Annotated in this window: 22 protein-coding genes; 7 read left to right on the top strand and 15 right to left on the bottom strand. The window is 64.9% G+C overall.

What is annotated here, in order from left to right; genetic code table 11:
- Positions 1–91: 91 nt before the first annotated feature.
- Together INS93_RS00270 and lpdA are read left to right on the top strand one after the other, a co-directional pair.
- Entirely contained in the window at positions 92–1,291 is a 1,200-nt protein-coding gene (locus tag INS93_RS00270) for an MFS transporter (RefSeq protein ID WP_192979883.1), read from the top strand.
- A gap of 15 nt (positions 1,292–1,306) precedes the next feature.
- Positions 1,307–2,707 (top strand): dihydrolipoyl dehydrogenase, encoded by a 1,401-nt coding sequence (gene lpdA / locus INS93_RS00265; RefSeq protein ID WP_192979882.1) that lies wholly within the window; start codon positions 1,307–1,309, stop codon positions 2,705–2,707.
- A 226-nt stretch (positions 2,708–2,933) separates the two neighbouring features.
- Here lpdA and INS93_RS00260 read toward each other — a convergent pair whose 3' ends face one another.
- The 11 genes from INS93_RS00260 to INS93_RS00210 form a co-directional block, all read right to left on the bottom strand.
- The gene (locus INS93_RS00260) at positions 2,934–3,299 is read right to left on the bottom strand and encodes a DUF5064 family protein (RefSeq protein WP_192979881.1); all 366 of its coding nucleotides are present in this window, start codon (positions 3,297–3,299) and stop codon (positions 2,934–2,936) included.
- A 12-nt stretch (positions 3,300–3,311) separates the two neighbouring features.
- Positions 3,312–4,238: a carbamate kinase gene (arcC, locus tag INS93_RS00255; protein WP_192979880.1), complete on the bottom strand. Its 927-nt coding sequence runs from the start codon at positions 4,236–4,238 to the stop codon at positions 3,312–3,314.
- A gap of 158 nt (positions 4,239–4,396) precedes the next feature.
- Complete coding sequence (locus INS93_RS00250; protein ID WP_192979879.1) at positions 4,397–5,407, bottom strand: ornithine carbamoyltransferase; 1,011 nt, start codon at positions 5,405–5,407, stop codon at positions 4,397–4,399.
- A gap of 84 nt (positions 5,408–5,491) precedes the next feature.
- On the bottom strand, positions 5,492–6,742 hold the full coding sequence (arcA, locus tag INS93_RS00245; RefSeq protein WP_192979878.1) for an arginine deiminase: 1,251 nt from the start codon (positions 6,740–6,742) through the stop codon (positions 5,492–5,494).
- Between the two features lie 15 nt (positions 6,743–6,757).
- Complete coding sequence (gene arcD, locus INS93_RS00240) at positions 6,758–8,185, bottom strand: arginine-ornithine antiporter (RefSeq protein WP_192979877.1); 1,428 nt, start codon at positions 8,183–8,185, stop codon at positions 6,758–6,760.
- Between the two features lie 421 nt (positions 8,186–8,606).
- On the bottom strand, positions 8,607–12,542 hold the full coding sequence (gene putA, locus INS93_RS00235) for a trifunctional transcriptional regulator/proline dehydrogenase/L-glutamate gamma-semialdehyde dehydrogenase (protein WP_192979876.1): 3,936 nt from the start codon (positions 12,540–12,542) through the stop codon (positions 8,607–8,609).
- Between the two features lie 412 nt (positions 12,543–12,954).
- Positions 12,955–13,182 (bottom strand): DUF2790 domain-containing protein, encoded by a 228-nt coding sequence (locus INS93_RS00230; protein WP_192979875.1) that lies wholly within the window; start codon positions 13,180–13,182, stop codon positions 12,955–12,957.
- Positions 13,183–13,268: 86 nt separating this feature from the next.
- Positions 13,269–13,451: a hypothetical protein gene (locus tag INS93_RS00225; RefSeq protein WP_169970321.1), complete on the bottom strand. Its 183-nt coding sequence runs from the start codon at positions 13,449–13,451 to the stop codon at positions 13,269–13,271.
- A 90-nt stretch (positions 13,452–13,541) separates the two neighbouring features.
- On the bottom strand, positions 13,542–14,498 hold the full coding sequence (locus INS93_RS00220; protein WP_192979874.1) for a LysR family transcriptional regulator: 957 nt from the start codon (positions 14,496–14,498) through the stop codon (positions 13,542–13,544).
- A 49-nt stretch (positions 14,499–14,547) separates the two neighbouring features.
- Complete coding sequence (locus INS93_RS00215; RefSeq protein ID WP_160018464.1) at positions 14,548–15,150, bottom strand: LysE/ArgO family amino acid transporter; 603 nt, start codon at positions 15,148–15,150, stop codon at positions 14,548–14,550.
- On the bottom strand, positions 15,150–15,563 hold the full coding sequence (locus INS93_RS00210) for an ACT domain-containing protein (protein WP_192979873.1): 414 nt from the start codon (positions 15,561–15,563) through the stop codon (positions 15,150–15,152). Before INS93_RS00210 ends, INS93_RS00215 begins: the two co-directional genes overlap by 1 nt.
- Positions 15,564–15,657: 94 nt before the next feature.
- On the opposite strand from INS93_RS00210, the gene INS93_RS00205 reads away from it, so the two are divergent.
- Both INS93_RS00205 and INS93_RS00200 read left to right on the top strand, forming a co-directional pair.
- Positions 15,658–16,560: a LysR family transcriptional regulator ArgP gene (locus tag INS93_RS00205; protein WP_160018462.1), complete on the top strand. Its 903-nt coding sequence runs from the start codon at positions 15,658–15,660 to the stop codon at positions 16,558–16,560.
- Positions 16,561–16,685: 125 nt separating this feature from the next.
- Complete coding sequence (locus INS93_RS00200; RefSeq protein ID WP_192979872.1) at positions 16,686–17,684, top strand: NAD-dependent epimerase/dehydratase family protein; 999 nt, start codon at positions 16,686–16,688, stop codon at positions 17,682–17,684.
- On the opposite strand, the gene INS93_RS00195 is transcribed toward INS93_RS00200, so the two are convergent.
- On the bottom strand, positions 17,675–17,962 hold the full coding sequence (locus INS93_RS00195) for a hypothetical protein (RefSeq protein ID WP_192979871.1): 288 nt from the start codon (positions 17,960–17,962) through the stop codon (positions 17,675–17,677). The two genes, INS93_RS00200 and INS93_RS00195, sit on opposite strands and share 10 nt — an antisense overlap.
- 351 nt (positions 17,963–18,313) lie before the next feature.
- Between INS93_RS00195 and INS93_RS00190 the strand changes: the two genes are divergently transcribed.
- A complete protein-coding gene (locus INS93_RS00190; protein ID WP_160018459.1) occupies positions 18,314–19,162 on the top strand; it encodes an ATPase in 849 nt (282 codons plus the stop codon).
- Between the two features lie 112 nt (positions 19,163–19,274).
- On the opposite strand, the gene INS93_RS00185 is transcribed toward INS93_RS00190, so the two are convergent.
- Both INS93_RS00185 and INS93_RS00180 read right to left on the bottom strand, forming a co-directional pair.
- Positions 19,275–20,324, bottom strand: coding sequence for an alkene reductase (locus INS93_RS00185; protein ID WP_192979870.1), 1,050 nt, complete (start codon positions 20,322–20,324; stop codon positions 19,275–19,277).
- 27 nt (positions 20,325–20,351) lie between these two features.
- Positions 20,352–20,648 carry an ArsR/SmtB family transcription factor gene (locus INS93_RS00180; RefSeq protein WP_192980406.1) on the bottom strand — a complete coding sequence of 99 codons (297 nt, stop codon included), beginning with the start codon at positions 20,646–20,648 and terminating at the stop codon, positions 20,352–20,354.
- A 126-nt stretch (positions 20,649–20,774) separates the two neighbouring features.
- Here INS93_RS00180 and INS93_RS00175 point away from each other — a divergent pair, with 126 nt between their 5' ends.
- On the top strand, positions 20,775–21,359 hold the full coding sequence (locus tag INS93_RS00175) for an ACP phosphodiesterase (RefSeq protein ID WP_192979869.1): 585 nt from the start codon (positions 20,775–20,777) through the stop codon (positions 21,357–21,359).
- Positions 21,360–21,641: 282 nt separating this feature from the next.
- Here INS93_RS00175 and INS93_RS00170 read toward each other — a convergent pair whose 3' ends face one another.
- On the bottom strand, positions 21,642–24,359 hold the full coding sequence (locus INS93_RS00170; RefSeq protein WP_192979868.1) for a cation-transporting P-type ATPase: 2,718 nt from the start codon (positions 24,357–24,359) through the stop codon (positions 21,642–21,644).
- A gap of 175 nt (positions 24,360–24,534) precedes the next feature.
- On the opposite strand from INS93_RS00170, the gene INS93_RS00165 reads away from it, so the two are divergent.
- Positions 24,535–25,383 (top strand): universal stress protein, encoded by an 849-nt coding sequence (locus INS93_RS00165; protein ID WP_192979867.1) that lies wholly within the window; start codon positions 24,535–24,537, stop codon positions 25,381–25,383.
- Positions 25,384–25,416 lie beyond the last annotated feature (33 nt).

The following is a 25,416-nucleotide window of genomic DNA, read 5'->3' as shown; positions in this document are numbered from 1 at the left end:
GCTCCAGACAAATATGATGGACGACATTCAATGTTTCATATTATGGTCAAAATATAAATAGCCGCCAGTCGCTGTCGATCGGAGTTTCGCCATGCAGCCTTCCCCTGTTTTGTTGATCATCCTGATGCTGCTCACCGCACTGGGGGAAACCTCCACGCAGTTGCTGATTCCCGCCCTTGGCGAGCTGGAGCGCGGGCTGGCGGCCGAGCCTGGTAGCAGTCTGTTGGCGCTGTCGCTGTTCGTCGGCGCCTTTGGCCTTGGCCAGCTGCTGCTCGGGCCGCTATCGGATCGGTTGGGGCGCCGTCCGGTGCTACTTGCCGGGCTGAGCCTTTATCTGCTGGCGACCCTGGGCATGCTGCTGGCGCCGAACATCGACGTGCTGATCGGCATGCGTGTGCTGCAGGGGCTGGGCGCCTGTGCGGCGCTGGTGCTGGCGCGAGCCATAGTCCGTGACGTGTGGCAGGAACAGGCAGGGCCGGCCCTGGCGCTGACGGTGCTGGGCATGTTCGCGGCCATCGTCCTGTCGCCGGTGGTCGGTGGCCTGCTGACCCAGTTCGGTGGTTGGCGCGCGCCGCTGTTGGCGACCCTTGTACTTGGCAGCCTGGCCTTGCTGGCGGTGCTTACCCGTTATCGTGAGAGCCATCTGCAGCGCGATCCCCAGGCTGGCCGGCTCAAAGGCCTGCTGGCCAGCTACCTGCAGGTGTGGCCCAGTTGCCGCGCTTTGGCGCTGACCATCGCCTGCACCTATGGCGCGATGTTCGTGGTGGTGGCGGGGTCTTCGTCGGTGTACATCGGCCTGCTGGGGCTTAGCGCCGCGCAATACGGGCTGACCTTCGCCCTGATCGTTTCCGGTCTGCTTGGCGGCGCGCTGTTCACCCTGCGCAACGTACAGCGCCTGGGGCCGCAGAAGGTAGTGGGCATCGGCGTCGCGCTGGTGCTGCTTGGGTCGTTGCTGACCCTGGCGATCTATCTGCTGTTCGGCCTGTCGCTGCTGGGACTGTCGCTGCCGCAGGTATTGGTGACGCTGGGCGGTGGCATGCTGCTGCCGGCAGCGGTGGCCGGTGCGGTGATTCCAAATCCGCAGCGTGCCGGGTTGGCTGCGGGGCTGATGGGCTTCTCGCAGATGGCGGGCGCTACTCTGGCCGGCCTGCTGCTCGGTGCCCTGCAGGATGGCTCGGCCTGGCCTATGGTTGCCTTGAATGCGCTATTCGCCGTGTTGGCGTTTCTGTTCTTCCACCTCTTGCGCGTGCGCCCGGCCGTCACGGCTGCGGTGGCTGGCAAACTTCCCTGATTCGAGGACAAAGCTATGAGCAGCTATGACGTGGTCATCATCGGCGCCGGCCCCGGCGGCTACAACGCGGCTATTCGCGCCGGGCAACTGGGTCTGAAGGTAGCCTGCGTGGAGGGGCGCGAAACGCTCGGTGGTACCTGCCTGAACGTCGGCTGCATGCCGTCCAAGGCCTTGCTGCATGCATCCGAACTCTACGAGGCTGCCGCCGGTGGTGAGTTGAGTGCCCTAGGGGTGGAGGTCACGCCGACGCTCAACCTGGCGCAGATGATGAAGCAGAAGTCCGATAGCGTCGAAGCGCTGACCAAGGGCGTGGAGTTTCTGTTTCGCAAGAACAAGGTGGAGTGGGTCAAGGGCTGGGGGCGTATCGACGGCCCCGGACGGGTGCAGGTGAAACTGAGCGAAGGCGGCGAGTGCCTGCTGGAAACGAAGAACATCGTCATCGCCACAGGCTCGGAGCCAACACCTTTGCCGGGTGTGGAGATCGACAACGTGCGCATCCTCGACTCCACCGGCGCGCTGTCGCTGCCCGAGGTGCCCAAGCACCTGGTGGTGATCGGTGCCGGGGTGATCGGTCTGGAGCTGGGCTCGGTGTGGCGCCGCCTGGGCAGCCAGGTCACGGTGGTGGAATACCTCGACCGCATCTGTCCCGGTCTTGACGGCGAGACGGCCAAGACCCTGCAGCGCACCCTGAGCAAGCAAGGCATGAGCTTCAAGCTCGGCACCAAGGTCACCGGTGCCAAGACGGGCAAGTCCGGCGTGACCCTGACGCTGGAGCCGGCAGCAGGCGGCGCGAGCGAGACCCTGGAAGCCGATTACGTACTCGTGGCCATCGGTCGACGCCCTTACACCAAAGGTCTCGGGCTGGAGAGCGTCGGCCTGAACACCGACAAGCGCGGCATGCTCGGCAATGAAAAACACCAGAGCGGCGTACCGGGCGTGTGGGTGATCGGTGATGTCACCTCCGGGCCTATGTTGGCGCACAAGGCCGAAGATGAGGCGGTGGCCTGTATCGAGCGCATCGCCGGACATGCGGCGGAGGTCAACTACGGGGTAATCCCCGGGGTGATCTACACCCGCCCGGAAGTGGCCAGTGTCGGCAAGGGTGAGGAGGAGCTAAAGGCCGAGGGGCGCGCCTACAAGGTCGGCAAGTTCCCTTTCACCGCCAACAGTCGGGCGAAGATCAATCACGAGACCGAAGGCTTCGTGAAGATCCTCGCTGACGCCAATACCGACCAGATTCTCGGCGTGCACATGATTGGCCCGAGCGTGGGCGAACTGATCGGCGAGTACTGCGTGGCCATGGAGTTCTCCGCCTCGGCCGAGGACATCGCGCTGACCTGTCATCCGCACCCGACCCGTTCGGAGGCAGGGCGTCAGGCAGCGATGGGCGTACATGGCTGGACCATGCAGGCCTGAGAGCGAGTAGGGTGTCGCGGGGGCGCGCTGGTCGAGCGTCCAGGCGGTTACTTAAATTGAACGATCGCATCTGAAAAAACGTCATGCCCGCGCAGGCGGGCATCCAGAACCTACGAATCATCTGGGCTCCCGCCTTCGCGGGAGTGACGATAAATGGCTGTTTCAGCGCGTAGCCCGGATGCAATCCGGGAAATGAGCGAGAGCCCCGGATTTCATCCGGGCTACGTCATAGGATGTGGTCGAGGTTCACCGGTTCGCCCGGCTGGACGTTGAGTTTGCTGCGGATGTCGGCGAACACCTTGTCGTACTCGTCGTGGCCGCGCATCACCGGGCTGGCATTGGGGTGCAGGCCATGGCGGGCTGCGATGCGGGTCGCTACGCTGGCGAAGTTGAAGGCGACGTCGCGGTGCAACTCGAACTCTTCCTCGAAGTGCCTGCCGTCGACGTCGCCGACCAGGCGCATATGCAGCATCGGCCCTTGCTGCGGGTCCTTGCGGACTTCGTAGTAGAAGTCCACCGAGAAGGGCGGCAGCAGGCGCATATGCTCGGGGCGGTCGTTGTTGTCGCGGTGCAGGTGGCCGGGGGTGAACATGATCGAGACCTCTCAGCGATAGACGATGCCAGTGCAGTCCAGGCTGATGCGCGTGCCTGAGCGACCCTGGACGATGGCTTCGATATTTTCCAGTGAACCGATCACCGCACTGCTGCCGGTATTGCGGGCGAACTCGCAGGCGGCCTGCACTTTCGGACCCATGGAGCCGGCGGCGAAGCCGAGCGTTTCGATAGCGTCGGGATGAGCTTCGGCGATGGATTGCTGGGTGGGTTTGCCCCAGTCGATATAGGCCGCGTCGACATCGGTGGCGATCACCAGCAGGTCGGCATTGAGCTGTTCGGCCAGCAGCGCCGAGCACAGGTCCTTGTCGATCACCGCTTCGACGCCCCGTAACTGGTCGCCGTCGTACATGGTCGGGATACCGCCGCCGCCGGCGCAGATCACCACGCTGCCTTTTTCCAGCAGCCACTTGATCGGGCGAATCTCGAAGATGCGTTGCGGCCTGGGGCTTGCCACCACGCGGCGGAACTTGTCGCCGTCCGGGGCGATGCTCCAGCCTTTCTCGGCGGCCAGGCGTTCGGCTTCTTCCCTCGTATAGACCGGGCCGATGGGCTTGGTTGGTTTCTTGAATGCAGGGTCGGCGCTGTCCACTTCCACCTGCGTGAGCAGGGTGGCGAAGGGCACTTCGAACGGCAGCAGGTTGCCCAGTTCCTGTTCGATCATGTAGCCGATCATGCCTTCGGTCTCGGCGCCGAGCACGTCCAGCGGATAGGGGTTGGCCGCGTCATAGGCGTTGCCCTGCAGGGCCAGCAGGCCGACCTGCGGGCCGTTGCCGTGGGCGATCACCAGCTCGGCGCCGTCTGCCACCTTGGCAATCTGCTGGCAGGCGATACGCACGTTGTCACGTTGGTTTTCCGCGGTCATGGCTTCACCGCGGCGAAGCAGGGCGTTGCCGCCCAGGGCGATGACGAGTCGCATGGTGTTCTCCTTGTTCGTGTTCGTAGCCCGGATGCAATCCGGGGCAGTGGAACAGGTCGTTCCCGGATTGCATCCGGGCTACATGACGGCGTTACCGGCCAGCCCCTCTCCCCCGGCCCCTCTCCCGCAAGCGGGAGAGGGGAGGCAAGCGTGCAGCGTTAGATGTCAGCCAGAGTGGCGACCAGTATCGCCTTGATGGTGTGCATGCGGTTTTCCGCCTGCTCGAAGGCGATGTTCCAGGGCGACTCGAACACGTCTTCGGTGACCTCGATGCCGTTCTTCAGGTGCGGATACTGCTCGGCGATCTGCTTGCCGACCTTGGTCTCGCTGTTGTGGAAGGCCGGTAGGCAGTGCATGAACTTCACCCGTGGGTTACCGGCGGCCTTCATGATCTCGGCGTTGACCTGGTAGGGCAGCAGTTCCTGGATGCGCTCGCCCCAGGCCTCCACCGGCTCGCCCATGGAGACCCAGACATCGGTGTGAACGAAATCAACGCCCTTGACCGCTTCCTTAGGATCTTCGGTGAGCAGGATGCGGGCGCCACTTTCCTGCGCGAACTGCTTGCAGGCGGCGACGTGTTCGTCGCTTGGCCACAGTGCCTTGGGGGCGGCGATGCGCACGTCCATGCCGAGCTTGGCGCCAATCAGCAGCAGCGAATTGCCCATGTTGTTGCGCGCGTCACCGAGGTAGGCGTAGGCAATATCGTGCAGCGGCTTGTCGCTGTTTTCGCGCATGGTCAGCACGTCGGCGAGCATCTGCGTCGGGTGATACTCATCGGTCAGGCCATTGAACACCGGCACACCGGCATAGCTGGCCAGCTCCTCGACGATCTCCTGCTTGAAGCCGCGATACTCGATGGCGTCGTACATGCGCCCGAGCACGCGGGCGGTGTCCTTCATCGATTCCTTGTGGCCGATCTGCGATGAATTGGGGTCGATGTAGGTGACGTTGGCGCCCTGGTCGTAGGCAGCCACCTCGAAGGCGCAGCGGGTGCGGGTGGAGGTTTTCTCGAAGATCAGCGCGATGTTCTTGCGCTTGAGATGTTGCTGCTCGGTGCCGGTGTACTTGGCGCGTTTGAGGTCGCGCGACAGGTCGAGCAGGTAACGCAGCTCGCGGGTGCTGTGGTGCATCAGGCTGAGCAGGTGACGATTGCGCATGTTGAAAGCCATGGTTCTTTCTCCGTTGAGAATGCTGTGCGAGGGACGCCCCTCACCCCCGGCCCCTCTCCCGGGGGGAGAGGGGTGGCTTGGTGATCAGTAGTCGATAGGGTCGCGGATGATCGGGCAGGTCATGCAGTGGCCGCCGCCACGGCCGCGCCCCAGTTCGCTGGCGCTGATGGTGATGACCTCGACGCCGGCCTTGCGCAACAGTGTGTTGGTGTAGGTGTTGCGGTCGTAGCCGATCACCACGCCTGGCTCCAGGCAGACCACGTTGTTGCCGTCGTCCCACTGCTCGCGTTCGGCCTCGTAAGCATCGCCGCCGGTCTCCACCACGCGCAGCTTCTTCAGGTTGAGGGATTCGGCGACCACGTCGACGAAGGGTTTTTCCTCGCGGCGTACGTCGATGCCGCCAGGGCGGCTCTCGTCCGGGCGCAGGGTGAAGGGCACGATGCTGTTGGCCACTTCCGGGAAGATGGTCACCAGGTCGCGGTCACAGAAACTGAACACGGTATCCAGGTGCATCGCCGCACGGGAGCGGCCGAGGCCGGCAACCACCACCTTGTCTGCCGCGCCCTTGGCGAATAGCGCGCGTGCGACCTGGCCGATGGCCTGGTGCGAGCTGCGTTCGCCCATGCCGATCAGCACGGTGCCGTTGCCGATGGGCATCACGTCGCCGCCTTCCAGGGTGGCCGAACCGTGGTCCTGGTCCGGGTCGCCGTACCAGATCTCGAAGGGCTCATTGGCGAAGTCCGGGTGGAAGGTGTAGATGGCGCTGGTGAGCAGGGTTTCCTGACGGCGTGCGGGCCAGTACATGGGGTTCAAGGTGACGCCGCCATAGATCCAGCAGGTGGTGTCGCGGGTGAACTGGGTGTTGGGCAGCGGCGGGAAGATGAAGCTGGCTTCGCCGAGGTAGGCGTTGAACATCTTCGCCGCCTCGGAATCCGTGTGCTTGGCCAGGTCGGCGCCGGATACGCCGCCGATCAGGAACTCGGCGATCTTGCGGGGCTCCAGCCCTTCGATGAAGGCGCGCACTTCATTCTGCAGACCGAGGCCGACGCTGTTGGGGGTGATCTTGCGGTCGAGAATCCACTTCAGCGCGCTGGGGTCGCTGACGGTCTCTTCCAGCAGGTTGTGCATCTCCACCACTTCGATGCCGCGTTCGCGCATCTTGGTCATGAAGTCGAAGTGGTCGCGCTTGGCCTGGGATACCCAGATCACATCGTCGAACAGCAGTTCGTCGCAGTTGCCGGGGGTCAGGCGCAGGTGGGCGAGGCCTGGCGAACAGACCATCACCTTGTGCAGTTTGCCGGCTTCGGAATGAACGCCGAGGGGCTTCTTGGACATATCGAACTCCTTCTCTTACAGACTCAGGAAGCCGTCATACAGCCCGTAGGCGGCGATGGCGGCACCGATCAGTACGGCGACGAAAATGATCTTCTCGACGCCGGTGAAAATGGGCTGTCCCAGTTCGCGCTTGGCCTTGGCGAAGAGGAGCGCGCCAGGGGCATAGAGCAGCGCGGACAGCAGCAGGTACTGCACGCCGGCGGCGTATACCAGCCACACCGCGTACAGGGTGGAGATGGCCGCGATCAGCAGGTCCTTGTTGCGCTCCCCGGCTGCGTTCTCGTAGGTCTCGCCGCGCACCGCCAGCAATACTGCGTAGGCGCTGGACCAGAAGTAGGGCACCAGGATCATCGAGGTGGCCAGGTACAGCAGGCTGAGGTAGGTGGAGGCGCTGAACAGGGTGATGATCAGAAACAGTTGGATCAGTCCGTTGGACAGCCACAGCGCATTGGCCGGAACGTGGTTGGCGTTCTCCTTGCGCAGGAATTCCGGCATGGTGTGGTCGCGGGCGCTGGCGAAGAGAATCTCGGCGCACAGCAGCGTCCACGACAGCAGCGCGCCGGCCAGCGAGACGATCAGGCCGATGGCGATCAGCTGCGCGCCCCAGGGACCGACCACCTGCTCCAGCACGCCGGCCATGGACGGGTTCTTCAGCCCGGCCAGTTCGGCCTGGGCCATGATGCCCTGAGACAGGATGTTGACCAGTACCAGGAGCAGAAGCACGCCGACGAAACCGATCACCGTGGCCTTGCCGACGTCACTGCGTTTCTCGGCACGGGCGGAGAAGATGCTCGCACCCTCGATACCGATGAATACCCAGACGGTGACCAGCATCATGTTGCGCACCTGGTCCATCACGCTGCCCAGCTCGCTGTTGCCACGGCCCCAGAAGTCGCTGGTGAATACATCGAGCTTGAAGGCGATGGCGGCGATGACGATGAACAGCGCCAGTGGCAGCATTTTGGCGATGGTGGTCACGGTGTTGATGAAGGCGGCTTCCTTGATCCCGCGCAGCACCAGCAAGTGCAGTAGCCAGAGCAGCACGGATGCGCAGATCACGGCGGGCAATGTATTGCCCTCGCCGAATACCGGGAAGAAATAACCCAAAGTGGAGAACAGCAGCACCATGTAGCTGACGTTGCCGATCCAGGCGCTGATCCAGTAGCCCCAGGCCGAGGAGAAGCCCATGTAGTCGCCGAAACCGGCCTTGGCGTAGGCGTAGACGCCGCCGTCGAGTTCGGGCTTGCGGTTGGCCAGGGTCTGGAACACGAAGGCCAGGGTCAACATGCCCACACCGGTGATCAGCCAGCCGATCAGGGTGGCACCGGCACTGGCACTGGCGGCGATGTTCTGCGGCAGCGAAAAGATACCGCCGCCGACCATGGAGCCGACGACCAGCGCGATCAGCGCGCCAAGGCGGAGTTTTTGCGTCGAATCAGACATCTCAATTACCTCCGTGTCACAAGGGGACATAGGTATTGAGCGCGTTTGGCGAGCACAGCATTCTGACCTAAATCAAGGGTCAGGATTCGTCAACGCACATCCTTGTTCCAAGCGTTGTCGAGCACCTGAATGAGTCAGGACTGCTGCTCTGGCTGGCGCAGCCAGGCGCCAGTCCTGACACGATAGTCCGAACTTTCTGTTACGCAATGATGGCGAGTTGAGATGGGAGGACGGTGGGGGAAAGAAATGGGCGGGGCGGTTGGCCCCGCTCGACGCGCTGGCCGGATAGGCTGGCGCAGACCCGAAGGTCAGAAGGAGAGAACACGGCGCCGGGCGGGTAGCCCCTGCAGGCAGTTGCGTCGTGTGTGAAGCATGCCGCGGGAAGCTTTCAGCCAGCTTTCCGCGACATTACCGGCCACGATCAGCCGATAGTCATCAGGCTGGCGTTACCACCAGCCGCTGCGGTGTTGACGCTCAGGGCGTGCTCCACCAGCAGACGTTCCAGGGCGATGTCGGTTTCGCCCTTGTTCAGGCCGTGCACGCCGACGATGGCGCCCTTGCGCTGCGCCGCCTGCTCGCTGACCGCGCGCAGCTGGTCGGAGTCGCCGTGGTGCAGGATGGCGTCCAGCTCCACGTCGACGCTGTTCCAGTCGGCCACCAGCCGGATGTGCTTCTGCACCTCTTTTGGCAGCTCGGCGTACAGCGCACGCTGGCTCTCCAGCCAGATCGCCTGGCTGCCCACCGCCAGGGTGGCGGCCAGTTGGGCAAGCAGGTCGCTGCGTTCGTCGGCCAGGTTCAGCACGTGCTCGCGCGGCAGCAGGGTGTAGCTGTTGCGCTCGCCGGTCGGGCCGGTCAGCGTATGGCTGCTGTAGCTCTGCGACAGCGCGCGGTACTGCTCGAACAGCGCGGCGATGGCCGGCTCCTGCTTGGCTGCCCATTCGGCGAAGGCAGCGCGCACCTTGTCCAGCTCGGTTGGTGCTGGCAGGGCCTGCACGTCGGCCTGTTGCAGGTACTGGGCGACGGCGTCCTGCGGACGGGTCGAGAGCAGACGATAGAGGTACAGCGGGCCACCGGCTTTCGGGCCGGTACCGGACAGGCCTTCGCCACCGAACGGCTGCACGCCGACCACGGCGCCGACCATGTTGCGGTTCACATACAGGTTGCCGACCTTGGCCGTACCGACCACCTGGGCGATGGTCTCGTCGATGCGCGTGTGTACGCCGAGGGTCAGGCCGTAGCCGCTGTCGTTGATCTGCTGCAGCAGCTTGCCCAGGTCCGCGCGCTGGTAGCGCACCACGTGCAGCACCGGACCGAAGATCTCGCGCTTCATTTCGTCGAAGCTGTCCAGCTCGATCAGGGTCGGCACGACGAAGGTGCCGCGCTTGATGTCGTCAGCGTTGACGCGCGCCAGCTGAGTGACCTTGCGGCCTTTCTCGCGCAGCTTGGCGATGTGGGTGTCGATGCCGGCCTTGGCTTCGGCATCGATCACCGGGCCGATGTCGGTGTTCAGGCGCTCCGGGTTGCCGAGTGTGTACTCGGCCATGGCGCCCTTGAGCATGGTCAGCACGCGGTCGGCAACATCGTCCTGCACGCACAGCACGCGCAGGGCCGAGCAGCGCTGACCGGCGCTGTCGAAGGCGGAGGCGACCACGTCCATCACCACTTGCTCGGTCAGCGCCGAGGAGTCGACGATCATGGCGTTGAGGCCGCCGGTTTCGGCGATCAGCGGGATGGTGCGGCCCTGGGCATCCAGGCGCCCGGCGATATTGCGCTGGAGGATGCCGGCCACTTCGGTGGAACCGGTGAACATCACCCCGCGCACACGCTCGTCACCGACCAGGCGCGCGCCGACGGTTTCACCACGGCCCGGCAGCAACTGCACGGCGCCAGCCGGTACGCCTGCTTCGAGCAGGATGCGCACGGCCTGGGCGGCGATCAGCGGGGTCTGTTCGGCCGGCTTGGCCAGCACGGTGTTACCGGCGGCGAGCGCGGCGGCCACCTGGCCACTGAAGATCGCCAGGGGGAAGTTCCACGGGCTGATACACACCACCGGGCCCAGCGGGCGGTGGCTGTCGTTGCCGAAGCTGCGTGCCTGGATCGCGTAGTAGCGGAGGAAATCCACCGCCTCGCGCACCTCGGCGATGGCGTTGGCGAAGGTCTTGCCGGACTCGCGTACCAGCAGGCCCATCAGTTGCTGCAGCTCGGCTTCCATCAGGTCGGCGGCGCGCTCCAGCACGGCGGCGCGCTCGGCTGGCAGAGTGGACTGCCAGATCTGCCCGCTGGCCAGGGCGCAGAGGATGGCGCTGTCGACATCCTTGACGCTGGCTTCGCGCACGTGGCCGACCAGGTCACGATGATCGGCCGGGTTGCGTACCGGCTCCGGCTCGCCCGGGTTGGGTGCATCGCAGCCGAGCATGGGTTCGGCGACGTAGCTGAGATTGGTGGACGACAGCAGCGCCGAGGACAGCGAGCCGAGGCGGTGTTCGTTGGCCAGGTCGAGGCCGGCGGAGTTGACCCGCTCCTTGCCGTACAGATCACGCGGCAGGGCGATGCGCGGATGCGGCAGGCCGATGGCGCCTTCCTGAGCGGCCATTTGCTCGACCTGCAGCACCGGGTCGAGCACCAGATCCTTGAGCGAAATGCTGTGGTCGGCGATGCGGTTGACGAAGCTGGTGTTGGCGCCGTTTTCCAGCAGGCGGCGTACCAGGTAGGCCAGCAGGGTTTCGTGGCTGCCCACCGGTGCGTAGATGCGGCACGGGCGGTTCAGCTTGCCGTCGGCGATCTTGCCCACCACCTGTTCGTACAGCGGCTCGCCCATGCCGTGCAGGCACTGGAACTCGTACTGGCCTGGGTAGTAGTTCTGCCCGGCCAACTGGTAGATGGCCGACAGCGAGTGGGCGTTGTGGGTGGCGAACTGCGGGTAGATGGCTTCCGGCGCGGCCAGCAGCTTGCGTGCGCAGGCCAGGTAGGACACGTCGGTGTACGGCTTGCGGGTGTACACCGGATAGCCTTCCAGACCATTGACCTGAGCCAGCTTGATCTCGCTATCCCAGTAGGCGCCCTTGACCAGGCGGATCATCAGGCGATGACGGCTGCGCTTGGCCAGGTCGATGACGTAGTCGATCACGTACGGGCAGCGCTTCTGGTAGGCCTGGATGACGAAGCCGATGCCGTTCCAGCCGGCGAGGCTTGGCTCGAAGCACAGGCGCTCGAGCAGATCCAGCGACAGCTCCAGGCGGTCGGCTTCCTCGGCGTCGATGTTGAGGCCGATGTCGTACTGCTTGGCCAGCTGGGTCAGGCCCAGCAGGGTCGGGTACAGCTCGTCCATCACACGCTCGTACTGGGCGCGGCTGTAGCGCGGGTGCAGGGCGGAGAGCTTGATCGAGATGCCCGGGCCTTCGTAGATGCCGCGACCATGCGAGGCCTTGCCGATGGCGTGGATGGCCTGCTCGTAGGACGCCAGGTAACGCTTGGCATCTTCCTCGGTCAGCGCGGCTTCACCGAGCATGTCGTAGGAGTAGCGGAAGCCCTTGGCTTCCAGGGTGGCGGCGTTGGCCAGGGCTTCGGCGATGGTCTCGCCGGTGACGAACTGCTCGCCCATCAGGCGCATGGCCATGTCCACGCCCTTGCGGATCACCGGCTCGCCGCTCTTGCCGATCAGGCGGTTGAGCGCCGAGGTCATGCCGGCTTCGGTGTGGGTCGACACCAGCTTGCCGGTGATCAGCAGGCCCCAGCTCGCCGCGTTGACGAACATCGACGGGCTCTGGCCGAGGTGCTGGCTCCAGTTGCCGTTGGCAATCTTGTCGCGGATCAGCGCATCGCGAGTGGCCTTGTCGGGAATGCGCAGCAGGGCTTCGGCCAGGCACATCAGCGCCACGCCTTCCTGCGACGACAGCGAGAACTCCTGCAGCAGGCCCTGCACCAGGCCCTGGCGGCCGCTGGCGTTCTTCTGGTTACGCAGCTTCTCGGCGATGCCCAGGGCCAGCTTCTGCGAGGCCTCGGCCTGCTCCTTGTTCAGGCGCGCCTGCTCCAGCAGCATCGGCACCACTTCGGTTTCCGGGCGGCGGTAGGCGCTGGTGATGGCGGCGCGCAGCACCGACTGCGGGAGGATGCTTTCGGCGAAATCGAGGAACACCTGCAGACCCTGCTCGGTCAGCGACTCCAGCGCTTCTTCACCGGCGGCAGCAGCCAGGCCGGCATGCTCGGCGGGTGTCAGGCCACTCTCGACTTGCTCCAGATAATTGAAGATCGCCTGCTTGATCATCCAGTGCGGAGTGCGGTCGATCTGCGCAGCAGCCTTTTTCAGGCGCTCGCGGGTGGCATCGTCGAGTTTTACGCCAAGCGTGGTGGTGGCCATAGGTGTGTCCTGTTTTTGTCGGTTGTACAGGGTGAAACTGCCTGGAGCAGTTTCTGGCGTCGCTTGCGACGGCCCCAGGGGCTGCCGCCATGGATGGCGGGCAACAAAAAAGCTGCGGGAGATTAAACCCGAGAATATGCGTGGTGCAACCAGGTGCAACCAATAATTATCCTGGGCCGACGAACGTCTAATCTCTCGATATCTTCTCGGTGCCTTTACAGTCTGCGAGCGGCTGGCCTGGTCCGTTATGAGCAACGCCAGGGCATGCTGAGGGTCGCTGTACGCTTGTGGTGCAACCTGGGTGCTACCCGATCACCGGCAAGGTGCTGCCTATTGATCAGGGTAGACCGCCGATATGGGAAGAGTGGCGCGAGGTGACGGATTGCAGGCGCCGAGTAGCGCCTGGCGGGGATCAGTAGCGGCAGTCTTCGCCGATACGTTGGTAGATCAGGGTGTGCTGCTCACCGTTGGAGTCCAGATAGACCATGCGGGCTTCACCCGCTTGGCAACCTTGTGGCAGGGTCTGACTGATGACCTTGGCGATGTCCAGCCGCATGCCGTAATGGTAATGCTCCGGCGTTTCGGCATATGCCAGGGTAGTGGCGCAGCCCAGAGCGAGCAGGTAGGCGATACGTTTCATGATGGCCTCGATGCAGGAAAAAGGGCCGTTTCAGCGGCCCGAGGGACGCCGGTCAGGAGCGCGGCCGGCGCCAGGTAAGCTCTGGTTCAACCGTGCTGATCGCTGTTCTGCGTGCTCGCGGTTTGCGCCTGCTGGGTGGCGGTGGCGTGCGGCTGTTGCTGGTGAGCCTGTTGATGAGCGACGAAGGCCGCCGACTCTTCGGCGAAGCAGGCCTGGGCGGCCAGCAGAGTGGAAAGGGACAGGACAGTGGCAGTGAGAAGGTTCTTCATTTGGGCGATCCTCTTGGGATTCTTCGTGGGTTCGAAGTCATCCTAGTGAGGCATCGAGGTGCGAAAAAGCGCGTTCCGGGTGAATGACCCTTACCTTTCGCGCAACAATCCTGCAGGCGTCGCCCAGTATTGCGCGTCATCCAGTACCGCTTCGTCACCGCGCAGCAGCGGCGGCAGTTCGGCTTTGAGAAACTCCACCCAGGTGCGGGTCTTGGCATCGAGAAAGCGTCGCGACGGATACATCGCATAGATGTTCAGGGCGCGCAGGCGGTGCTGCGGGAGGATGCGCAGCAGGCGTCCTTCACGCAGCGGCTGGCTGGCGACGAACGAGGGCAGCAGGCAGAAACCCATGCCGGCCTGGGCCGCCTTGACCAGCGCCTCGGCGACGTTGACCTGGAAGCACTCGGCCGGCAGGGCCTCGAGTTGTTCGTCGCCGAAATCCCATTGGCCACGGTACAGCGGGTCGGTCAGGCGCAGGTAGCGGTGCTGCTGCAGATCGCTCGGCTGCTGCGGGATGCCATGCTGAGCCAGGTAGCTGGGGGCGGCGCAGAGCACGCTGTAGACCGGACCCAGGCGTTGCGCGACCAGCTGCGAGTCCGGCAGGTCGCGGGCGAAGGCGATGGTCACGTCGTGGCCGTCTTCGAGCAGATCCGGGGTGCGTTGCGCCAGCGTGAGCTCTACCACCACCTGTGGATAACGCTCGGCGTAGCGGGCGATCAATGGCGTCAGGTGCTGCAGGCCGAGGCCGGTCATGGTGTGCACGCGCAGGCGACCGCTGGGGGTGTGATGCGCGCCGCGCGCCTCGGCGTCGGCTTCGTCGATCTGGCCAAGAATCTGCCGGCAGCGCTCCAGATAGCGCTCGCCGGTTTCGGTCAGCGCCAGGCGCCGCGTGGTGCGCTGCAGCAGGCGCGCCTGCAGGTGYTGTTCCAGGTCGGTGATCAGTCGCGATACCTGCGCGGTGGACAGATCCAGCGTCTGGGCGGCAGCGGTAAAGCTGCCGCGCTCGACCACCTGAACGAACACGCGCATCGCATGAAGGGTATCCATTGTTGCTCCTGGCGTAATAGGCCAGAGGCATTATGCGCGACGGCGAACCTTACAACGCACCCAGGATCAGTTGCGCTGCCACGGCGAACATCATCGCTGCCACGCCCAGGTCGATCAGGCGCCAGGTTAGTGGCCTGGCCAGCCAGGGTGCAAGCCAGGCGGCGCCGAGCGCCAGGGTGGCAAACCAGAGAAAGGAGGCGCTGGCGGCGCCTGCCGCATAGGCGCCAGGTTCAGGTTGCTGGGCACCGAGCGAGCCGATCAGCAGCACGGTATCCAGATAGACGTGCGGGTTGAGCAGGGTTACTGCCAGCGCGGCGAGCATCACTGCGCGCAATGAGCGCGGTTCGCTGCCTGCCGCTTGCAGCGATTGCGGGCGCGCGGCGCGCAGCAGCGCCTGACTGCCGTACCAGATCAGGAAGGCTGCGCCACCCCAGCGAGCGATGGCCAGCAAGGTCGGGCTTTGCGCCAGCAGGGTGGCCAGGCCGAACACGCCGGCGGCCACCAGCAGGGCATCGCAGACGATGCACAGGGCTGCCACCGGCAGGTGATGTTCGCGGCGCAGGCTCTGCGCCAGGACGAAGGCGTTCTGCGCCCCGATGGCCATGATCAGACCGATAGCCACCAGCAGGCCGTTGCTGTAGCTCTGCCACATCACGACAGCTCCGGCATGGACGCCGCCGACAGGGCGCGCAGGGTGGAGAGCGCCCGTTCGGCTCGCTCGCTGGGCACGAAAATATGGTCGTGATGGAAACCTGCGACCACGTTGCAGCTGATGCCGGCCTGCGCCAGGGCGGCGGAGAAGGAAGCAGTGAGACCCACGGCCGCCAGCGACGAATGCACCTCAAGGGTGATCCAGGCGGCGACGTAGTCGTAGCTCAGGCCATGGGCATCGGCGATTTCGCGCGTCAGCACTAGGCTAAGACCCTCGGACTCGCGCATGCTGGCGAGCGGCTGCAGGGCGCCGCAGTCATGCTCGGCTGGGACACAGCAGAACACGTACTGACCGGGATTGAGCTGCGGCGTCATGCTCTGCAGCAGGCGTGCGAGATTGGTTTCGCCAGACATGGCGGGCTCCTGATTGGGCTGAATGCTGGCAAGTCTGCTGTGTGCGGGTATATAAGAGAAACCAATATTGCTGATCGCTCATTAGGAAAATCGATTGTTCGATTACAAACTTCTCGCCGCCCTGGCTGCTGTGGTGGAGCAGGCCGGCTTCGAACGCGCCGCGCAGGTGCTGGGGTTGTCGCAGTCGGCGGTGTCGCAACGCATCAAGTTGCTCGAGGCGCGGGTCGGTCAGCCGGTGCTGGTACGCGCGACGCCGCCGGCGCCCACCGAAATCGGCCGGCGTCTGCTCAACCATGTGCAGCAGGTGCGCCTGCTCGAGCGCGACCTGCAAGGCCAGGTGCCGGGGCTGGATGAACAGGCCTTGCCGGAGCGTCTGCGCATCGCCATCAACGCCGATAGCCTGGCGACCTGGTGGGCGGCGGCGACGGCGGAGTTTTGCGCCACCCAGCAAGTGCTGATGGAGCTGGTGGTAGAAGATCAGGAGGTTGGCCTCAAGCGCATGCGAGCGGGCGAAGTGGCCGGTTGCGTGTGTGCTGCCGAGCGTCCGGTGGCGGGGGCGCGCAGCTTGGCGCTGGGTGCGATGCGCTATCGCGCGCTGGCCAGCCCGGGCTTCATCGCCCGGCATTTTGCTGCAGGCGTCAGCGTCGACGCGCTGGTGCGTGCGCCAGCCATCGTTTACGGCCCGGATGATCAGTTGCAGCATCGTTACCTGGCGGGCCTCGGCGTCACAGGCGCCTTCGCCTATCACCTTTGTCCCTCGTCCGAAGGATTCGTGCGCCTCGCTGAAGGCGGCTTGGGCTGGGGTCTGGTGCCGGAATTGCAAGTACGCGAGGAGCTGGCCAGCGGCAGGTTGGTGGATCTGCTGCCCGAGCGCTTCATCGATGTGCCGTTGTACTGGCACCATTGGCGCAATGGCGGCGAGTTGCTCAGCGAGTTGACCGAACGCCTGCGTCGCGCAGCCGGCGGCGCGTTGGTGCAGACGCAACCCGGTCCGTAGGGTGCATGCGCCCGCCCGACGAGTGAGGCTTGGCGGGTCGGTATTCTGGCCGTTACCGACAGGGCAGGGGGGATCAGGCGCTGCTAGAGTGCGGCAACTACAAGAATCAATGGCAGGGGATGGCGATGAGGATTCTGGTGACCGGCGCGAGTGGCTTCATCGGCGGGCGCTTCGCGCGCTTCGCGCTCGAACAGGGCCTGGACGTGCGGGTCAACGGCCGTCGTGCCGAGGGCGTGCAGCATCTGATCAAGCGCGGTGCGCAGTTCATTCAGGGCGATCTCGGTGATGCCGAGCTGGCCCAGGCGCTGTGCCGGGATGTCGAAGCGGTGGTGCACTGCGCAGGCGCGGTGGGCGTGTGGGGCGACTACGCGCATTTTCATCAGGCCAACGTGACGGTCACCGAAAATGTCGTCGACGCCTGCCTCAAGCAGAAGGTGCGGCGCCTGGTGCATCTGTCCTCACCGTCGATCTATTTCGATGGCAAATCCCATGTCGATATTCGCGAGGAGCAGGTGCCCAAACGCTTCTCCGATCACTACGGCAAGACCAAGTACCTGGCCGAGCAGCAGGTGTTCGCCGCGCAGGAGTTCGGCCTGGAGGTGATCGCCCTGCGCCCGCGCTTCGTCACCGGCGCGGGCGATACCAGCATCTTCCCGCGGCTGATCGGCATGCAGCGCAAGGGACGCCTGGGGATCATCGGCAATGGCCTGAACAAGGTCGACTTCACCAACGTGCACAATCTCAACGACGCCTTGCTCAGTTCGTTGCAGGTGGACGGTGCGGCGCTCGGCCAGGTTTACAACATCAGCAATGGCGCGCCGGTGCCGCTATGGGACGTGGTCAATTACGTGCTGCGTCGCCTGGAGCTGCCGCCGGTGACGCGACATGTGCCGTTCCCACTGGCCTACGCCGCGGCGACGCTCAACGAAGGCGTGTGTCGGGTGCTGCCGGGGCGGCCCGAGCCGAGTCTGTTTCGCCTCGGTGTGGCGGTAATGGCCAGGGATTTCTCCCTGAACATCGACCGTGCCCGCGAGTACCTTGGCTACGAGCCCCGGGCCAGCCTGTGGGATGCACTGGATGAATTCTGCACCTGGTGGCAGGCGCAGATGGGGCCTCAGGCATAGATGCGCTGGCCGCGATAGATGCGTACCGAGCCGGTTGGCGCACCGACCGGTAGCTCGACGGCGGCCAGTGGCGTGGCCGCTGCGCGCTGCGGTTGATCGGACAGTTCGGCCAGGCGCTGGCCGAGACGGCGGGTTTCTTCATCGTCGGATTTCAGGCTGCCATCGAGCATGGCACCGACCGAGTTGGGCTGGCTCAGGCGAATGTCCACGTCCTGCTCTTCGCGTAGACGACGACGCAGCGCTTTCATGCAGTCCAGTACTTCTTTGTTCAGTTCCATTGCCACTTCCCCCGATTGGTTGAAGGGTCACGGGCTCAGGCCTTCCTCGCCATCCGTAACCGCGCCAGCCTGATCTCCGTCGACTGGAACACTTCTTCGTGCTTTGCAGAACTTTCAGGCCGCCTGCTGGCTTGTGAGCGACGCGCTATCGGCTCGTTCACGACGGGAGAAAAAGCAAAGTGCGTACCAGTTCAAGTTTTGCGGAACTGCCGGGCTGCAGGCGAGTCGATGGCCCTGTCGCGCCCTTCGTCGGTGCGCCGCGCACCTGCTTGGCGCGACGCTGATGGTGTAATGGCGAATCGGTATACTGCGCGGCATTTCCGTTAATTCGTTCCAACCATAGGTCCGACCATGCGTAACGACGCCCACGACGAACTCGACAATCTGCCCAGCCTGACTCCGGAGCGCCGTGAGGATTTCGCCGAGCCGCGTGAGGAGCCCGCTGCGCGCAGCAGCCGCGTGACCAGCAGCAAGGTGCCAGTGGCCAAGGGCGCCAGTACCGGGCCGCTGTGGGCGCTGGTTGGCGCGCTGAGTTTTGCTCTGGCCGGCCTGGGCTGGTGGAGCCTGCAGCAGATCGGCCTGATGGAGCAGCGCCTGGTGGCGACCCAGGAAAGCTTCGCGCGCATCAGCGAGGAGGCGGCCGGACGTATTCAGGATATTTCCGGCAAGGTGGTGGCGACCGAATCCAACGTCACCAGCGGCAGCGAAGCGCTCAAACTGCAGGTCAAACAGCTGGAAAATCGGCTGGCCGAACTGGGCAAGCAGCAACAGCAGAGCGCCACGGCGCAGGCTGCACTGGATAAGCGCGTCGAGCAGTTGGGAACCGAGCTCAAGAGTGGCCTCGGCGCCAGCGCCGATTTCGACAAGCGTCTGCAGGCGCTTTCCACCGAGCAGGCCGCACTGAAATCCGCGCAGGGGGATGCCAAGGCGACCCAAGCCGAACTGGCCAAGCTCGACACGCGTATCAAGGCCCTCGGTGGCGATATCGATGCGCTGAAGAAGCAGGGCAATCCGGCGCAATCGATCCGTAGCCTGGAGCAGGATCTGCTGGTGCTGCGCAGCGAGCTGGACAACCGCCCGGCCGCCAGTGCCGGTCCGAATACCGCCGAGTTCGATGCCTTCCGCGCGCAGATGACGCGCAACATCAATACCCTGCAGAGCCAGGTGGTGAATCTGCAGCAGCAGATCAATCAGCGCTGAGTGCCACGCTCTCGATAAACGAACGCCCCGCAATGCGGGGCGTTCGTTTATTGGTCGCGGCTAAAGCCCCTCCCACAGGATATCGCTTGCGGGAGGTGCATTAGCTGCGATCTCACAGGCGCGGATAGTCGATATAGCCGACCGGGCCCGAACCGTAGAAGGTTTCCGGGTGCGGCTCGTTCAGCGCAGCGTCCTGCTCCAGGCGCTGTGGCAGGTCCGGGTTGGCGATGAAGGGGATGCCGAAGGCCACGGCATCGGCTTTACCTTCGGCCAGCCAGGCGTTGGCCTGATCCTTGGTGAAGCGTTCGTTGGCGATGAATACGCCGCCGAACGCCTGCTTCAGTTGCGGCGTCAGGCTGTCATCGTCGGCTTTCTCACGAGCGCAGATGAAGGCGATGCCGCGCTTGCCCAGCTCGCGAGCGACGTAGCCAAAGGTTTCGCCCCGGTTGGCGTCGCCCATGTCATGGGCGTCAGCGCGCGGTGCCAGGTGCACTCCAACACGGCCAGCGCCCCAGACGGAGATGGCTGCATCGGTCACTTCCAGCAACAGGCGCGCGCGGTTTTCCACGCTGCCGCCATAGTGATCGCTGCGCTGGTTGGTGCTGCTCTGCAGGAACTGGTCGAGCAGGTAACCGTTGGCGCCGTGGATTTCCACGCCATCGAAACCGGCAGCCATGGCGTTTTCGGCGCCTTGACGATAAGCCTCGACGATATCGGCAATCTCTTCGGTCTCCAGCGCACGCGGGGTGACGAAGTCCTTGATCGGGCGTACCAGGCTGACATGGCCGGCCGGCTGGATCGCGCTAGGAGCGACCGGCAGTTCGCCATTCAGGTAGATGGGGTCGGAGATACGGCCGACGTGCCACAGCTGCAGGACGATCTTGCCGCCGTTGGCGTGCACCGCCTGGGTGATGTTGCTCCAGCCGCGAATCTGCGCATCCGACCAGATGCCGGGGGTATTCGGGTAGCCCACGCCCATCGGCGTGACGGCGGTGGCTTCGCTGATGATCAGGCCGGCAGAGGCGCGCTGTACGTAGTACTCGGCCATCAGCGCGTTGGGCACGCGGCCTTCGTCGGCGCGGCAGCGGGTCAGCGGCGCCATGATGATGCGGTTGTTCAGGTGCAGATCACCGATCTGGATGGGGTCGAACAGTGTGGGCATGGTGGTTTCTCCGAGGGAAAGGTCAAATCAGAGTTGCTGGCCGAGGCGCTCGACGAAAGCCTGGATCAGCTCGTCGTTGCGCTTGAAGAAGTGCCATTGGCCGACCTTGCGACTGGTCACCAGACCGGCGCGTTGCAGGGTGGTCAGATGGGCGGAAACGGTGGATTGCGACAGGCCGGTGCGCATGAAGATCTTGCCGGCGCACACGCCGATCTCCAGCGGGTGATCCTGTTCGGCGAAGTTGAGCTCGGGCTCCTTCAGCCAGTCGAGGATGTCGCGGCGCAGCGGGTGGGCGAGGGCCTTGATGATGAGGTCGATGTCCATGGCGGTGTCGGTGTGTATCGTCATGGGGCGAACCTTATATCGTCTCTTGGCGATATACAGATCGATTGTTCCAATAGTCTCCATCAACGGCTTCGATTGTCATGCTCAGGGCGGTAAGCTCGCGGGATGAACTACCTGGCCCATCTTCATCTTGGTGGCGACGCACCGCCGCAGTTGCTCGGCAGCCTCTACGGCGATTTTGTCAAAGGCCCGCTGAGTGGGCGCTGGCCGGCAGAAATCGAAGCGGCCATCCGCCTGCACCGGCGCATCGACGCCTTTACCGACAGCCACCCGCTACAGGCACGCGCGCGTGCCCGGTTTCCCGCCGCGCGGCGACGCACGGCCGGCATGCTGCTGGACCTGTTCTTCGACCATTGCCTGGCCCGCGATTGGGCCGAGTATGCGGCGCAGCCGCTGGACCATTTCACCCGCGAGGTGTACCGGGTGCTGGCCGCCGAGGCCGAGCTGCCAGGGCGCCTGGCGTTGATGGCGCCGCGCATGGCGGCGCAGGACTGGCTGGGCAGCTACCGCGAGTTCGCGGTGCTGGAGCAGGTGATTGCCGGCATGCAGCGGCGCCTGTCCAAACCGCAACTGCTCGATGGCAGCCTGGCGGAGTTGGAGCTCCTGTACGAGCCGCTGAGCGAAGATTTTCGAGCCTTCTATCCTGAGCTGATGGCCTTCGCCGAAGCTGAGTTGAACGCATCGGGATAGAGGCGGTGCGCATGGCGCACCCTACGGGTCGGCATGTGTAGGGTGCGCCGCGCGCGCCGAAAGCGCTTGCGATGGCGGCGGATCGACAGGGCGTATCCGTTGTTGCGGGCTAGCTGCGGTGCGCATGGCGCACCCTACGGGAGTTCCCGGCATCCGTAGGGGGCGCCGCTGAAGCGCCTGCCACGGGGTTTGGCGATCGTTCTGGGCAGGTTGGCGATGCATGAGCACCGTGGGAGGGGCTTTAGCCGCGACGACCATCGCTCAAGCCCCTCTCACAGAGGCTCAGGCCGCCTGGGCATGCAGGCCAAAGCGCCGCACCACCCATTTCTCCAGTTCCGCCACGCTGAACAGCGCCAGGCCTGCCAGCAGTACCCGCAGCCACTCATCCGGGCTCATACCGACTGAGCCAAACACAGCCTGCATCGGCGGCGCATAGGTGTAGAGCGCCTGCAGCACCAGGCAGGCGGAGATGGCCAGCAGAACCGCGCGGCTGCCGAACAGGCCGTCGAGGCTGAGCACGGAGGCGAATATGCGCCGGCTGTTGATCAGGTAGAACACTTCGCACATCACCACGGCATTCACTGCGATGGTGCGGGCGCTTTCCAGGCTGTTACCGCGCTGCATTTCCCAGAGGAACAGGCCGATACCAGCGCCGGCCATCAGCAGCGATACCAGCAGCACGCGCCAGACGAAGAAACCTGACAGCAATGACTCGTTCGGCGCCCGAGGCGGGCGCTCCATCAGCCCGGATTCGGCCGGTTCGAAGGCCAGCGCCAGGCCCAGTGTCACCGAGGTGACCATGTTGATCCACAGCACCTGTGCCGGGGTCAGAGGCAGGGTCAGCTGGAACAGGATGGCGGCGATCACGATCAGTGCCTGGCCGCCGTTGGTGGGCAGGGCGAAGAGGATGAATTTCTTCAGGTTGTCGTAGATCGCCCGGCCCTCGCGCACGGCACCGGCGATGCTGGCGAAGTTGTCGTCGGCGAGCACCACTTCGGCCGCTTCCTTGGCCGCTTCGGTACCCTTGTCACCCATGGCCACGCCGACGTCGGCGCGCTTGAGGGCCGGCGCGTCGTTGACGCCGTCGCCGGTCATCGCCACCACGTCGCCGCTGGCCTGCATGGCCTGTACCAGGCGCAGCTTGTGCTCCGGGCTGGCGCGAGCGAACACCTCGATGCCAGGCAGTACCTCGCGCAGGCTGCGCTCGTCGAGCAGCTCCAGCTCGGCGCCGGTCATCGCTGGCATGCCGATACCGATACCCAGCTGGGCGCCGATGGCACGGGCGGTTTCGGCATGGTCGCCGGTGATCATCTTGACCCGTATACCGGCGCGCTGGCATTCGGCGACTGCGGCGATGGCTTCCTCGCGCGGCGGGTCGATGATGCCGACCAGTGCCAGCAGGGTCATGCCCTGTTCCACATCGGCGAAGTTCAGACTGCGTTGGGAGGCCGAGGTCGTGCGGCTGGCGATGGCCAGCAGACGCAGGCCACGGGCAGCCAGATCGGTGGCCTGGCGCCGCCAGTAGTCGGCGTCCAGCGGCTGCACGCTACCGTCGGCATCGCGCTGCTCGCTGCACATTTCCAGCAGGCGCTCCGGCGCGCCCTTGAGGTAGATCACCCCATGGCCCTGATGGTCATGGTGCAGGCTGGCCATGAAACGATGCTCGGACTCGAAGGGGATGCTGTCGCTGCGCGGCAGTTGCACATTCAGCGTCGGGGTCTCCAGCCCGGTCTTCAGGGCCAGGGTGTGCAGTGCGCCCTCGGTGGGGTCGCCTTGCAGGCGCCAGCTGCCAGCGGCGTCCTGCTGCAACTGGGCGTCATTGCACAGGGTGGCGGCGCGGGCGATTTCCAGTAATGCGGCATCCGGCTCCACCAGCGCACCGTCGAGATGGAAGGCGCCCGCCGGGGCATAGCCGACGCCGCTGACGTCGAGCACGCGGCTGGCAGTGACCAGACGCTGCACGGTCATCTCGTTGCGCGTCAGGGTGCCGGTCTTGTCCGAGCAGATCACCGTCACCGAACCCAGGGTTTCCACGGCCGGCAGGCGCCGCACGATGGCGTTGCGCGCGGCCATGCGCTGCACGCCGAGGGCGAGAATCACCGTCATCAGCGCCGGCAGGCCTTCGGGGATGGCGGCAGCGGTCAGCGCCACCACCATCATGAACATCTCGGCCGGGTCCTGGCCATGCCAGAAGGTGCCGAGGGCGAAGGTCGCCAGGGCGAAGATCAGGATGGCCAGTGCCAGCCAGCGGCTGAACTGCTCGATCTGCCGCAGCAGCGGCGTGGTCATCGTCTGCACCTGTTGCAGCATGGCGCCGATACGACCCAGCTCGGTGTCAGCACCCGTGGCTACCACCACGCCGCTGGCCTGACCACTGGCTACCAGGGTGCCGGAATAGGCCATGCAGCGGCGGTCGCCCAGCGCCGCATCCGTCTGGCAACGAGCCAGGGATTTCTCCACCGGTAGCGATTCGCCGGTCAGCGCCGCCTCCTCTACCAACAGGTTCTTCACGCTGATCAGGCGCAGGTCGGCCGGCACCTTGTCGCCGGAGGCGAGCAGGACGATGTCGCCTGGCACCAACTGATCTGCGTCGATCTCGCGACGCTCGCCGCCACGCATGACCAGGGCGTGTGGCGACAGCAGGTTGCGAATGGCGTCGAGGGCATTCTCCGCCTTGCCTTCCTGGATGAAGCCGATCACCACGTTGATCAGCACCGCAGCGAGGATCACTGCGGTATCGACCCAGTGGCCGAGCAGGGCGGTGACCAGGGCTGCAGCCATCATCATGTACAGCAGCACGTTGTGGAACTGGTACAGCAGGCGCAGCAGCGGTCCGCGTCGTTTGGGTGGAGGCAGACAATTGGGGCCGTGACGTTGCAGGCGCAGTTCGGCTTCTTCCTGGCTGAGACCGCTGGTGCTGCTGTGTTGGGTGTCGAGCGCTTGTTGTGCAGTCAAACCGTGCCAGGTGTGGTCACTATGTCGTGAGGGGGCGTTGCCCATGCGGCGCATCTCCTTCGTTGGGCCGGGCTGCACCTGTCGAACGCCATCTGGTGGCGCAGTGAGCAGTCCTGATTACCCTAGCCCGCTTTACCGCGTCGGGCCTGACCTGCATCAAGGAGTACGGAGTCTGCAGGCGCTTGAATGTAACGCGGTGCTAACCCATGGAGGAAACGAGATGATCAAGATTCTGGTAGCGACCGATCTGTCCGAGCGTTCGGCGCACGCGGTACAACGGGCCGTGCAACTGATCCGTCGCCAGGGCGGCGGTGAGTGGAGCCTTGTGCATGTGATCGATGACGATGCGCCGGCCGCGCACGTGCAGCGTCAGGTGCAGCAAGCCGAGACGCTCTTGCAGGCGCAGGCCGAACGCCTGGGCGAGCAGGCCGGTAGCGTTCCGCGAGTGATCGTGGGCACCGGCGAGGCTGCGGCGGTGATCGTCGAGAGCGCGCAGGGCCTGGGCGCCGATCTGCTGGTGGTGGGCGCGCATCGCAAGTCGGCGCTGCGCGATTTCTTCGTCGGCACCACGCTAGAGCGCGTGGTTCGCAGCAGCCATCTGCCCGTGCTGCGGGTCAATGGCCCGGTAACGCGCGAGTATCGTCACGCGTTGCTGGCGATGGACCTGTCGCGCACCTCGCAACAGGCGCTGAATCGGGCGCGTGAGTTGGGCCTGGCGAGCCTGGACAACCTGCATGTGGCCAGTGCGGTCGAGCCGGTAGCGGCGGGCGCGATGATGGAAGCCGGCATCAGCGCCGAGGTGCTGGAGAACCAGTGCGAGCTGCTGCGCCAGCAGCTGGTCGAGCGTCTGGATGCAGTCGGGGCGAAGCTGGGCGATGAGCGTTTGCGGGTGCAGATCGGCTCGCCCGAAGGTGTGATCGGCGAAGCCTTGCGTCAATCCGGTGCGGACCTGCTGGTCCTGGGCACTCACGCCCGTGAAGGCGTTTCGCGCTTCTTCCTCGGCAGCGTGGCCAGTCGGTTGCTGGCCACGCTCGACAGCGACGCGTTGATCGTGCCGCCGGCTGACTGAGCGGTTATGACCTGTAGCCTGGATGAAATCCAG

This window comes from Pseudomonas sp. EggHat1 (genome assembly GCF_014892995.1).
Taxonomy (GTDB): domain Bacteria; phylum Pseudomonadota; class Gammaproteobacteria; order Pseudomonadales; family Pseudomonadaceae; genus Aquipseudomonas; species Aquipseudomonas chaetocerotis.
The sequence above is the reverse complement of the archived record's forward strand: the minus strand, read 5'-3'. Positions and strand labels throughout refer to the sequence as shown.

Coding starts and splice junctions, on each gene's coding strand:
- INS93_RS00270 (WP_192979883.1), top strand. CDS start 92: ATGCAGCCTTCCCCTGTTTTGTTGATCATCCTGATGCTGCTCACCGCA.
- lpdA (WP_192979882.1), top strand. CDS start 1,307: ATGAGCAGCTATGACGTGGTCATCATCGGCGCCGGCCCCGGCGGCTAC.
- INS93_RS00260 (WP_192979881.1), bottom strand. CDS start 3,299: ATGTTCACCCCCGGCCACCTGCACCGCGACAACAACGACCGCCCCGAG.
- arcC (WP_192979880.1), bottom strand. CDS start 4,238: ATGCGACTCGTCATCGCCCTGGGCGGCAACGCCCTGCTTCGCCGCGGT.
- INS93_RS00250 (WP_192979879.1), bottom strand. CDS start 5,407: ATGGCTTTCAACATGCGCAATCGTCACCTGCTCAGCCTGATGCACCAC.
- arcA (WP_192979878.1), bottom strand. CDS start 6,742: ATGTCCAAGAAGCCCCTCGGCGTTCATTCCGAAGCCGGCAAACTGCAC.
- arcD (WP_192979877.1), bottom strand. CDS start 8,185: ATGTCTGATTCGACGCAAAAACTCCGCCTTGGCGCGCTGATCGCGCTG.
- putA (WP_192979876.1), bottom strand. CDS start 12,542: ATGGCCACCACCACGCTTGGCGTAAAACTCGACGATGCCACCCGCGAG.
- INS93_RS00230 (WP_192979875.1), bottom strand. CDS start 13,182: ATGAAACGTATCGCCTACCTGCTCGCTCTGGGCTGCGCCACTACCCTG.
- INS93_RS00225 (WP_169970321.1), bottom strand. CDS start 13,451: ATGAAGAACCTTCTCACTGCCACTGTCCTGTCCCTTTCCACTCTGCTG.
- INS93_RS00215 (WP_160018464.1), bottom strand. CDS start 15,150: ATGTGGCAGAGCTACAGCAACGGCCTGCTGGTGGCTATCGGTCTGATC.
- INS93_RS00210 (WP_192979873.1), bottom strand. CDS start 15,563: ATGTCTGGCGAAACCAATCTCGCACGCCTGCTGCAGAGCATGACGCCG.
- INS93_RS00200 (WP_192979872.1), top strand. CDS start 16,686: ATGAGGATTCTGGTGACCGGCGCGAGTGGCTTCATCGGCGGGCGCTTC.
- INS93_RS00195 (WP_192979871.1), bottom strand. CDS start 17,962: ATGGAACTGAACAAAGAAGTACTGGACTGCATGAAAGCGCTGCGTCGT.
- INS93_RS00190 (WP_160018459.1), top strand. CDS start 18,314: ATGCGTAACGACGCCCACGACGAACTCGACAATCTGCCCAGCCTGACT.
- INS93_RS00185 (WP_192979870.1), bottom strand. CDS start 20,324: ATGCCCACACTGTTCGACCCCATCCAGATCGGTGATCTGCACCTGAAC.
- INS93_RS00180 (WP_192980406.1), bottom strand. CDS start 20,648: ATGGACATCGACCTCATCATCAAGGCCCTCGCCCACCCGCTGCGCCGC.
- INS93_RS00175 (WP_192979869.1), top strand. CDS start 20,775: ATGAACTACCTGGCCCATCTTCATCTTGGTGGCGACGCACCGCCGCAG.
- INS93_RS00170 (WP_192979868.1), bottom strand. CDS start 24,359: ATGGGCAACGCCCCCTCACGACATAGTGACCACACCTGGCACGGTTTG.
- INS93_RS00165 (WP_192979867.1), top strand. CDS start 24,535: ATGATCAAGATTCTGGTAGCGACCGATCTGTCCGAGCGTTCGGCGCAC.